Here is a 9,581-nt window from a genome sequence, read left to right as displayed (position 1 = left end):
CTTGATGATGTTGGCCGCGGGGGTCTTCGCCAGCTCGCCGAGCTCGGCGAGGGCGTCCGGGATGCGCTGGTCCTCGGTGAGGTACTCCGGGAACACGGCGATGATGCGTCCGGCCAGCGAGATGTCACGCGTCTCCACGGGGACACCGGCCCGGGAGGCGTAGGCCCGGACCACCGGCAGGAACGAATACGTCGCCAGGGCGGGGGCCTCGTCAGTGTGCGTATAGATGATGGTCGAGTCAGTCACCGGGTGCTCCGCTCCACGTCTGCAACATTGCTCGACATCAAGATATCCCGTACGCGTCCTGAGCTCGACAGGGGTCCGGACCCCGGGGGCCGGCCGTGCCGGCCCCCGGGGGTCGCGGACCCGGGCGGCGGCCGCCCCGCCCGTCCGCCGCGGCCCGCGGCGGGCGGCACGGCCCGGCCCCCGTCCACCGTGCGTCAGACCGGGCGGAACGCCGTCATGTCGCCCGGCTCCGGCTCGGTGCCGCGCTGCCGGGGGAACACCACCGAGCCCTGCTGCAGCGCCACCGTCCGCGCGGGCGACGGAATGCGGATGCCCTCCTCGCGGTAGCGCCGGTGCAGGCGCTTGATGAACTCGTGCTTGATCCGGTACTGGTCGCTGAACTCGCCGACGCCCAGGATCACGGTGAACCCGATGCGGGAGTCGCCGAAGGTGTGGAACCGCACCGCCGGCTCGTGCTCCGGGAGCGCTCCGGTGATCTCCGTCATCACCTCGGTGACGACCTCCTTGGTGACCCGCTCCACCTGCTCCAGGTCGCTGTCGTACGACACCCCGGCCTGCACCAGGATGGTCAGTTCCTGCTCGGGGCGCATGAAGTTGGTCATGTTCGTCTTCGCGAGCTGCCCGTTGGGGATGACCACCAGGTTGTTGGAGAGTTCGCGCACCGTCGTCTGACGCCAGTTGATGTCCTCGACGTAGCCCTCCTCGCCGCTGCTCAGCCGGATGTAGTCACCGGGCTGGACGGTCTTGGAGGCGAGGATGTGGATGCCCGCGAACAGGTTGGCGAGTGTGTCCTGGAGCGCCAGCGCGACCGCCAGACCGCCGACGCCGAGGGCGGTGAGCATCGGGGCGATGGAGATGCCCAGCGTCTGGAGCACCACCAGGAAGCCGATCGCCAGGACCAGGATCCGGGTGATGTTCATGAAGATCGTGGCCGAGCCGGCGACGCCGGACCGTGCCTGGGTCACCGACTGCACCAGGCCGGCCACCACGCGCGACACCGACAGCGTCGCCGCGAAGATGACCAGCACCGTCAGCACCTGGTTGACGTTGTGCTGCACGGTCCGGGTCAGGGGCAGCGCGGCCGCCGCGGACGCGGCGCCGCCCGCGAGGGCCGCCCACGGTGCGATCATGCGCAGGGCGTCCACGGCGACGTCGTCGCCGCGCCACTGGGTCCGGTCCGCGTGCCGGCCCAGCCAGCGCAGCAGCATGCGCAGCAGGAACGCCGCGACCAGGCCCGCGGCGAGCGCGATGCCGGCGAACAGCACGTCGTTCATGGTGAGCGCGCGGGTCATCGCCCACCTCCGGCGAGAACCGTTGCCGTGGGGCGTGTGTGATGTCGTGTCACGTCTCGTCACCTGCTCGCGTTCGGGGGTGCCCGGGAGAGTGCGGCCCGGGAGGGTGCGCCGTGCCGGACCGGTCGGCCGGCGGCCGGCACGGTCGCTCATCCTGCCGTATCCGGAAGGGCAGTTCGTACCGTCCCGGGGGCGAGGGGCGCCCGGCCGTCCCCTGGTCCCGCGGAGGACCCGCGGCACGGTGCCGGAGTCCTTCCGCCCGCGCCGGCCGCGGGTGGCGGCGGGCCGGACGGCCGCCCGCGGACGCGGTGCCCGCCGAGGGCTTTGCCGGGTCCCGCGCACCCGGACGGACGGCGGGCCTTGACCTCAACAATGCTCGAGGTTCTACCTTCTCCGACATGAGCATGGAGACCACCGCCTGGACCCAGCTGCACAGCGTCATGAACGCCGAGGAGGAACGCCGCCCCTTCGCGCGGGACACGCTGCGCCGCATCGCGGGCTTCGCCCGCCCGCACCGCCGCCGCATGGCCCTCTTCGTCCTGCTCGGAGCCGCCACCGCGCTGCTCGCCGTCGCCACCCCCGTCCTGGCCGGCCGCGTCGTCGACACCATCGTCTCCGACGGCGACCCGGCCACGGTCGTCCGGCTGGCCCTGCTCATCGCGCTGATCGCGGTGGCGGAGGCGGCCCTCGGCATCCTCGGCCGGAGGCTGTCGGCCTCCCTCGGCGAGGAACTCATCCTCGATCTGCGGACCGCCGTCTTCGACCACGTGCAGCGGATGCCGGTCGCGTTCTTCACCCGCACCCGTACGGGCGCGCTCGTCTCCCGACTCAACAACGACGTGATCGGCGCCCAGCGGGCCTTCAGCAACACCCTGTCCACCGTGGTCGGCAACGTCGTCACGCTGGCGCTCGCCCTGGCCGTGATGCTCACCCTGTCCTGGCGGATCACCCTGCTCGCCCTGGTGCTGCTGCCCGTGTTCGTGGTCCCCGCCCGGCGCGTGGGCCGCCGCATGGCCGGGATGCAGCGCGAGGCCGCCGCCCTGAACGCGGCCATGGGAACCCGGATGACCGAGCGCTTCTCGGCGCCCGGCGCCACCCTGGTCAAGCTCTTCGGCCGCCCGCGGGAGGAGTCGGAGGAGTTCGCGGTGCGCGCCCGCCGGGTCCGGGACATCGGCGTACGGACGGCCACCGCCCAGAGCGTGTTCATCACCGCGCTCACCCTCGTCTCCGCCCTCGCCCTGGCCCTCGTCTACGGCGTCGGCGGCCACCTCGCCCTGCGCGGTTCCCTGGAGCCCGGCGCGGTCGTGTCCCTGGCCCTGCTGCTGACCCGCCTGTACGCGCCGCTGACCTCCCTCGCCGGGGCACGGGTGGAGGTGATGAGCGCCCTGGTCAGCTTCGAGCGGGTCTTCGAGGTGCTGGACCTGAAGCCGCTCATCGAGGAGAAACCGGACGCCCGGCCCGTCCCCGAGGGCCCGGTCTCCGTCGAGTTCGACGACGTCCGCTTCGGCTACCCGGCCGCCGACCAGGTCTCCCTCGCCTCGCTGGAGGAGGTCGCCGCCCTGGACGCGCGCGGCTCCGCCGAGGTCCTGCACGGCATCTCCTTCCGCGCCGAGCCCGGGCAGACCGTGGCCCTCGTCGGCTCCTCCGGCGCCGGCAAGTCGACTATCGCGCAGCTGCTGCCGCGCCTCTACGACGTCGACTCGGGCGCGGTGCGGGTGGGCGGCGTCGACGTGCGGGACCTGACCGTGGAATCGCTGCGCGACACCCTCGGCATGGTCACCCAGGACGGCCACCTCTTTCACGACACCGTCCGCGCCAACCTGCTGCTGGCCGCGCCCGCCGCGAGCGAGCCCGACCTGTGGGACGCGCTGCGCCGCGCCCGCCTGGACGACCTCGTGCGCTCCCTGCCCGACGGCCTGGACACGGTGGTCGGGGAACGCGGCTACCGCCTCTCCGGCGGCGAGCGCCAGCGCATGACCATCGCCCGGCTGCTCCTCGCCCGGCAGCGGGTCGTCCTGCTCGACGAGGCCACCGCCCACCTGGACAACACCTCCGAGGCGGCCGTCCAGGAGGCCCTCGCGGAGGCACTGGAGGGCAGGACGGCCCTCGTCATCGCGCACCGGCTGTCCACCGTCCGGGCCGCGGACCTGATCCTGGTCGTCGAGGCCGGCCGGATCGTGGAACGGGGCACGCACGAGGAGCTCCTGGCGGCCGGCGGCCGCTACGCCGGACTGCACCGCGCCCGGTTCACCCCCCGGCCCGCCGCGGACGACGGCCGCGACGGCGGCCGGAGCGCGGCGGTGGCGGCGGTGTAGCACCGGTCCGCCGTCCCGCACGGGACACGCGGGAGCGCCGCCGCGGACCCGGTCCCGGGCCCGCGGCGGCGCTCTGACGGCGACCGGGGCCGCCTGCCGCTCCTCGCCGTTCCCTACGGCGCACCGTGCGGCGTCAGTGGCCGCGGCTTTCCGCCTTGGCCCGCTCGGAGCCCTCCCCGCCGGACTTCCCGCGCGCCGGACCGCTGCGGCCGCGGCCGCCGCGACGACGGCTGCCGCCGCCCCGGCGGCCGCTGTACGCGTCGAGCTCGATGGCGAGCGGTGACGCGGTCAGCACCGACGAGTACGTACCCACCAGCATGCCGATCAGCAGGGCGAGCGCGAAGTCGGTGAGCGAGTCGCCGCCCAGCAGGGCCAGCGCGGCCAGGATGAAGATCACGCCGATACCGGTGTTGACCGTGCGGGGCACCGTCTGCAGGACCGCCGTGTTGGTGGACTGGGCCAGGGGCGCCTTGGGGTCCTTCTGCCACAGTTCCCGGACGCGGTCGAAGACCACGACGGAGTCGTTCACCGAGTAACCGACCACGGTGAGCAGCGCGGCCAGGAAGATCCCGTCGATCGGCTTGCCCAGCCACGCGAAGATGCCGGTGAGGATCACCACGTCGTGGGCCAGGGTGCTGACCGCCGCCGTACCGAACATCCAGCGGAACCGGAAGGCGAGGTAGACCAGCTGGGCGCCGAGGGCCAGGCCGAGCGCGATCAGCGCGTTGCGGCGCAGTTCGTCGCCGAGGCTCGGGCCGATCAGCTCGTCGCGGACCTTCTCCGCCCCGCCGCCGACCTCCTCGACGACCTCGGCGACCTCGACCGCCTCGGCGTTGCTCAGCTCCTCGGTGCGCACCGTCAGCCCGTTGTCCCCGGAGGACTGCACGACGGCCTGCGGGAAGCCGGCGTCGGCCAGGGCCGCACGGGCCCGGTCCGGATCGACGGTCTCGGTGGTCGAGTACTCGATCAGCCGTCCGCCGGTGAACTCGACACCGAAGTTCAGCCCGCGCACCACGATGCCGGCGCCGGTGACGACGAGGACGAGGAGGGAGACCAGGAGCCAGCGGCGCGGGCGGCGCATCAGCTGCGGGTCGCGACGGGTGAGGTACTCGCGGACCCGCCCGATGGAGGCCAGGCCGGTGATCTTGGGACGGCGGTGCACCCAGCGGCGCGCCACGGCGAACTCGGCCAGCACCCGGGTGATCACCAGTGCGCTGATCATGGAGGCGAGGACACCGATGGCCAGGGTGACGCCGAAGCCCTTCACCGGACCGGAGGCGAGCAGGAACAGCAGTCCCGCCGCGATGAGCGTGGTGATGTTGGAGTCGGCGATCGCGCTGAACGCGCCCTTGAAGCCGGCGGTCAGGGCCGAGCGGCTGCTGGGACGGTTGCGCTTGCTGTATTCCTCGCGCGCCCGTTCGAAGACCAGCACGTTGGCGTCGACGGCCATGCCGATCGCCAGGACGAAACCGGCCAGACCCGGCAGGGTCAGGGTCGCCCCCAGGCCCGCGAGGGCGGCGTAGGAGATCACGCCATAGCAGGCCAGGGCCACGATGGCCAGGAGGCCCATCAGCCGGTAGACGACGATGATGAACAGCCCGGTGAGGGCGGTGCCGACGAGGGCGGCCCAGGCGCTGGCCTCGATGGCCTCGGCGCCCAGCGTCGGGCCCACGGTCCGCTGCTCGACCGTCTCGACCGGCACCGGAAGGGCGCCGCCGCTGATGAGCAGGGCGAGTTCCTTGGAGTCGTCGCTGGTGAAGGACCCGGTGATCTGGGTGGAGCCGCCGGTGATGCCGGCCCCGCAGGCCACGGACGGGTCGACCTGCGGCGACGAGATGATCTTGTCGTCCAGCACGATCGCGACCCGGCGCTTGGGGTCGCCCGCGGGGTTGCAGGCGGCCTCGCCGGTCAGTTTCGACCAGCCCTTGTCGTCCGCGAAGTCCACGGTGACCATCCAGCCGGCGCCGCTCTGCTGGTCGAAGGTGGCCTCGGCGTCCTTCACGTCCTGGCCGGTGAGTGCGGCGGGGGCCAGGTGGAGCCGCTCCCCGGCCTCGTCGGCCAGGACGCGTTCGCCCTTGGGCAGCTTCTCGGCGGACTTGGGGTCGCCGCCGGGGCCGATCACGGGGTGGACGGTGAGCTGCGCGGTGCGGCCCAGTACCTCGGCGGCCTGCCGCGGGTCCTGCACGCCCGGCAGTTCTACGATGATCCGGTTGTCACCGGAGCGGACGATGGAAGGCTCGGCGACACCGAGCGCGTCGATGCGGCCGCGCAGCACCTCGAGCGTGCGGTCCGTCGCCTCGCCGTCGGCCTCGAGGGTTTCGGTGGAACGGGTCTCCAGCACGATCTGGGTACCGCCGCGCAGGTCGAGTCCCAGACGGACGGGGACCGTCGCGGCGATGTAGACGGACAACGCGATCACGACGAGTGCGAACAACGCCCGGATACGGGCGGAACTTTTCACGGATGACTCCAGCAGGCACGCCGCGGCCGGTCCGGACGCGGCGGAGAGGAAGGGAACAGGACTCTCATGTGCTGGACGGCCCGGGAGGTGCCCGGCCGAGGTCCGCCGGCACGTGGGCGGCGGCGGGCGCCGCGTGCCCGGCCGCCGGAGCGGGACGGGGCGGCCGCGGAGGTATGCGAGGAGTGTGCGCGGGGGTGAAGAGCAGATGACCCGTCGGCGCCGTGCGCTCCCCGGCGTCGCGCTGCGGCCTCAGGGGGACGACACGGGCGGTGCAGCCGTCGTCGGTGTGCGGACGGATGTCGGACGAGTGGGTCCCGGGTGCGGGCGCGGGGACCGGAGCGGACGGCCCCGGCCCGTCGGACGCCGGGGCGCCGGGCGCCGCGGGGGCGCCCTGGGCGGGCCACTGCGCCGCGCGGACGTCCCACGGGTCGCCGATGAGACCGAACCCCAGGGTCAGGAGGACGGCCGCGAGGGCGGTCAGGACCGCGACGGCGCGGAGCTGAGGGCGGGCGGTGCGGGAGGCGCGTCCCGGCAGGGCGGTTTTCAAGGCTCGACGAGCCCCGCGCGGATGGCGTAACGGGTCAGGTCCAGGCGGTCCCGCAGCCCCAGCTTGCTCAGCAGGTTCTCGCGGTGCCGCTGCACCGTCTTGATGCTGATGAAGAGCATCTCGGCGATCTCCTTCGACGAGTGCCCCTCGGCGACCAGCTTGAGCACCTCCTCCTCGCGCGGGGTCAGCAGCTGGGGTGCCTCCTCGCCGTGCTGGACCCGGTCGAGGTAGTTGCGGATCAGGGCGGTGACCGCCCCCGGGTACAGGAACGGCTCGTCCCGCATCGCGGCCCGGCAGGCGGCGACCAGATCACGGTCGGCCACCGACTTCAGCACGTACCCGCCCGCGCCGGCCTTGAGCGCCTGGAACAGGTACTGCTCGTTGTCGTGCATCGTCAGCATCAGGATGCGCAGGCCCGGCTTCAGCACGGACAGCTCACGGGCGGCCTGCAGACCGGTCATCCGGGGCATGGCGATGTCCAGCACCGCCAGGTCGATCTCCTGGGCGCGGGCCATGGCGATCGCCTCCGCACCGTCACCGGCCTCGGCCACGACCTCGAGGTCCGGCTCCCGGTCGAGGATCAGCCGGACGCCGCGGCGCACCAGGGCGTGGTCGTCGGCGAGCAGGATGCGGATCGGGGTCGGTGGGGCCTGGTGGTTCATGACTGCTTCCTGACGGCGGGCACGGCCAGCCGGATCCGGGTACCGGTCCGGGCGACGGGAGTGACGTCCAGTGTGGCCCCGATGAGCAGGGCCCGTTCACGCATGCCGCGCAAACCGGCCCCCTCGTGGGCGGCGCCGATGCCACGGCCGTCGTCGGTCACCTCCAGGACGACACGGTCGTCCTCCCGGTACAGGCTCACCGTCGCGGAACGCGCCTCGGCATGCCGGGCGACGTTGGTCAGACTCTCCTGTGCCACACGGTAGATCACCAACTCCGTGCCATTGTCCAGGGTGGGCAGATCGGCGCCGAAACGACGGTGCACCCGCAGCCCGGTGTGCGTGGCGAACTCGGTGGCGAGCGAGGTGACCGCACTGACCAGACCGAGATCGTCCAGCACACCGGGACGCAGCCGGCGCACCAGCCGGCGGACCTCGTCCAGACTCGCCCGGGTGATCTCCTGCACCTGCTGGATCTCCCCGCGCAGCGGGGCGGGCGCCTCGTCGCCGACCTGCTTCAGGGCCAGCAGGATGGCCGTCATGCTCTGACCGACCTCGTCGTGCAGCTCGACGGCGATCCGGCGCCGCTCCGCCTCCTGGGCGAGCAGGGCGCGGGCACTGCTCGCGGCACGCTCCTTCTCCAGCCGCTCCAGCATCGCGTTGAACGTGCTGACCAGCTCGGCGACCTCCCCGCCGCCGCGCACCGGAAGCCGTTGGCCGGGCCGCAGCAGGTCGACGGTGGCCATCAGCCGGGTCACCCGGTCCAGCGGGGCGAGCCCGATCCGCAGCAGGGCCGCGTTGGCGACGAGCATCACCCCCATACCGCCCACGAGGATCACCGCCTCGGTCAGCAGCACCGGCACGGACACGGTCACCGGAGCCCACAGCAGCAACGCGGTGGCCGCGCCCAGCACCAACGCGTTGAGCCCGAAGATCCGCCAGTACAGGGACACGGAGGTCACGCCTTTCCTCTTTCGTCTGCCTCTACTGTCGGACACCGCGGCACCCGATGCGGCAGCGGCCCCTGATCCCGGCGCACAGCGAAACCGACACAGTGCACGAACCGGCGGCGTCCCGTCGATGGGCTCCACGACCCATTTCCGTCCCTCCGGCGGGCCCATACCGCACCGGGTGGGTCCTCGGACCCGGTGGAGATGGGTATCGCGCCCAATGGGTTCCCGGCGGGGGAACGGCGATGGTGATGGATCGACCATCTGTCACCGGAGGAGATCCCGTGTCGCTCGACCTGCCCCTCACCGAATCGCGCACCGACCACCCCGCCGTGGACCAGATCCGGCAGCGCCTCGAACACGCACGCACCACCCGGGTGGCACAGCTCAAGGCCCTCGACGACACCGGACAGAGTCCCGACGACCACCTGCTGGCCAACCAGCGCGACTCCATCAAGCGCGTCCTCACGGAGATCGAGGAGGCCTTCGCCCGCGTCGAGGACGGCACCTACGGCACCTGCATGGGCTGTGCCAAGCCCGTACCGGCGGAGCGGCTGGAGATCCTCCCGCACACCCGGTACTGCGTCTCGTGCCAGAGCCGCGCGGCCTGACCGCACCCGTCCCCGGCACCGCCCCCGTTCGTGTCCTCTCCCGCTCTGCCCAAGGGGGTGCAGTGGTGACCCACCAGACGATCGACGAGCACGGCGAGGTCCTCACGACCGAGGACCTCGCCCTGTTGCGTGCGAACCTGCGTGAACAGCAGCTGTTCCGCCGGGACCAGCTGCGCCAGTTCACCGTCGACGCGGGGCCGTACCCGGGAGACCCGGACGGGTCGCCGCTCGCCGGGCAGCTCGAGGTCCAGGTCCGGCTCGCCGCGTCCGCCCGGATGGTGCTCGCCGACGTGGAGGCGGCACTCGCCCGCATGGACACGGGGGACTACGGCGTCTGCCACCTGTGCCGCGGCCGCGTCGAGCGCGGCCGGCTGCTGATCGTCCCGCAGGCCCGCTACTGCGCCCGCTGCCAGCAGGTGCGGGAGGCCGCGCGATGACCACGGCACCCCACCGGCCGCCGGACCGGACACGGCACGTGCGGACACGGCACGTGCCGTGTC

8 protein-coding genes are annotated in these 9,581 nt (G+C 72.8%); 3 read left to right on the top strand and 5 right to left on the bottom strand.

Features of this window, described 5'->3' with window-relative positions; genetic code table 11:
- Together AOK18_RS05350 and AOK18_RS05345 are read right to left on the bottom strand one after the other, a co-directional pair.
- Nucleotides 1-246, bottom strand: a 246-nt coding sequence (locus AOK18_RS05350) for an NADP-dependent isocitrate dehydrogenase (protein ID WP_167738650.1), incomplete at its 3' end; no start/stop codon positions are given.
- Between the two features lie 194 nt (nucleotides 247-440).
- Entirely contained in the window at nucleotides 441-1,538 is a 1,098-nt protein-coding gene (locus AOK18_RS05345) for a mechanosensitive ion channel family protein (protein WP_055693551.1), read from the bottom strand.
- A 404-nt stretch (nucleotides 1,539-1,942) separates the two neighbouring features.
- Here AOK18_RS05345 and AOK18_RS05340 point away from each other — a divergent pair, with 404 nt between their 5' ends.
- On the top strand, nucleotides 1,943-3,853 hold the full coding sequence (locus tag AOK18_RS05340; protein ID WP_099048832.1) for an ABC transporter ATP-binding protein: 1,911 nt from the start codon (nucleotides 1,943-1,945) through the stop codon (nucleotides 3,851-3,853).
- 133 nt (nucleotides 3,854-3,986) lie between these two features.
- On the opposite strand, the gene secD is transcribed toward AOK18_RS05340, so the two are convergent.
- From secD to AOK18_RS05320, 3 genes are all read right to left on the bottom strand, one after another.
- Entirely contained in the window at nucleotides 3,987-6,314 is a 2,328-nt protein-coding gene (secD, locus tag AOK18_RS05335; RefSeq protein WP_167738649.1) for a protein translocase subunit SecD, read from the bottom strand.
- Between the two features lie 543 nt (nucleotides 6,315-6,857).
- Nucleotides 6,858-7,523: a response regulator gene (locus AOK18_RS05325; RefSeq protein WP_055693549.1), complete on the bottom strand. Its 666-nt coding sequence runs from the start codon at nucleotides 7,521-7,523 to the stop codon at nucleotides 6,858-6,860.
- Nucleotides 7,520-8,482, bottom strand: a complete 963-nt coding sequence (locus tag AOK18_RS05320; RefSeq protein WP_175400338.1) for a HAMP domain-containing sensor histidine kinase — start codon at nucleotides 8,480-8,482, stop codon at nucleotides 7,520-7,522. Before AOK18_RS05320 ends, AOK18_RS05325 begins: the two co-directional genes overlap by 4 nt.
- Before the next feature lie 272 nt (nucleotides 8,483-8,754).
- Here AOK18_RS05320 and AOK18_RS05315 point away from each other — a divergent pair, with 272 nt between their 5' ends.
- The gene (locus tag AOK18_RS05315) at nucleotides 8,755-9,081 is read left to right on the top strand and encodes a TraR/DksA family transcriptional regulator (protein WP_055573642.1); all 327 of its coding nucleotides are present in this window, start codon (nucleotides 8,755-8,757) and stop codon (nucleotides 9,079-9,081) included.
- Between the two features lie 65 nt (nucleotides 9,082-9,146).
- Nucleotides 9,147-9,518, top strand: coding sequence for a TraR/DksA family transcriptional regulator (locus AOK18_RS05310; protein WP_055693548.1), 372 nt, complete (start codon nucleotides 9,147-9,149; stop codon nucleotides 9,516-9,518).
- Nucleotides 9,519-9,581: the final 63 nt, after the last annotated feature.

The organism is Streptomyces prasinopilosus, from assembly GCF_001419695.1.
Lineage (GTDB): Bacteria > Actinomycetota > Actinomycetes > Streptomycetales > Streptomycetaceae > Streptomyces > Streptomyces prasinopilosus.
The sequence above is the reverse complement of the archived record's forward strand: the minus strand, read 5'-3'. Positions and strand labels throughout refer to the sequence as shown.

Excerpts from the sequence above, each read along its gene's own strand:
- AOK18_RS05345 (WP_055693551.1), bottom strand. The coding sequence starts at position 1,538 with ATGACCCGCGCGCTCACCATGAACGACGTGCTGTTCGCCGGCATCGCG.
- AOK18_RS05340 (WP_099048832.1), top strand. The coding sequence starts at position 1,943 with ATGGAGACCACCGCCTGGACCCAGCTGCACAGCGTCATGAACGCCGAG.
- AOK18_RS05325 (WP_055693549.1), bottom strand. The coding sequence starts at position 7,523 with ATGAACCACCAGGCCCCACCGACCCCGATCCGCATCCTGCTCGCCGAC.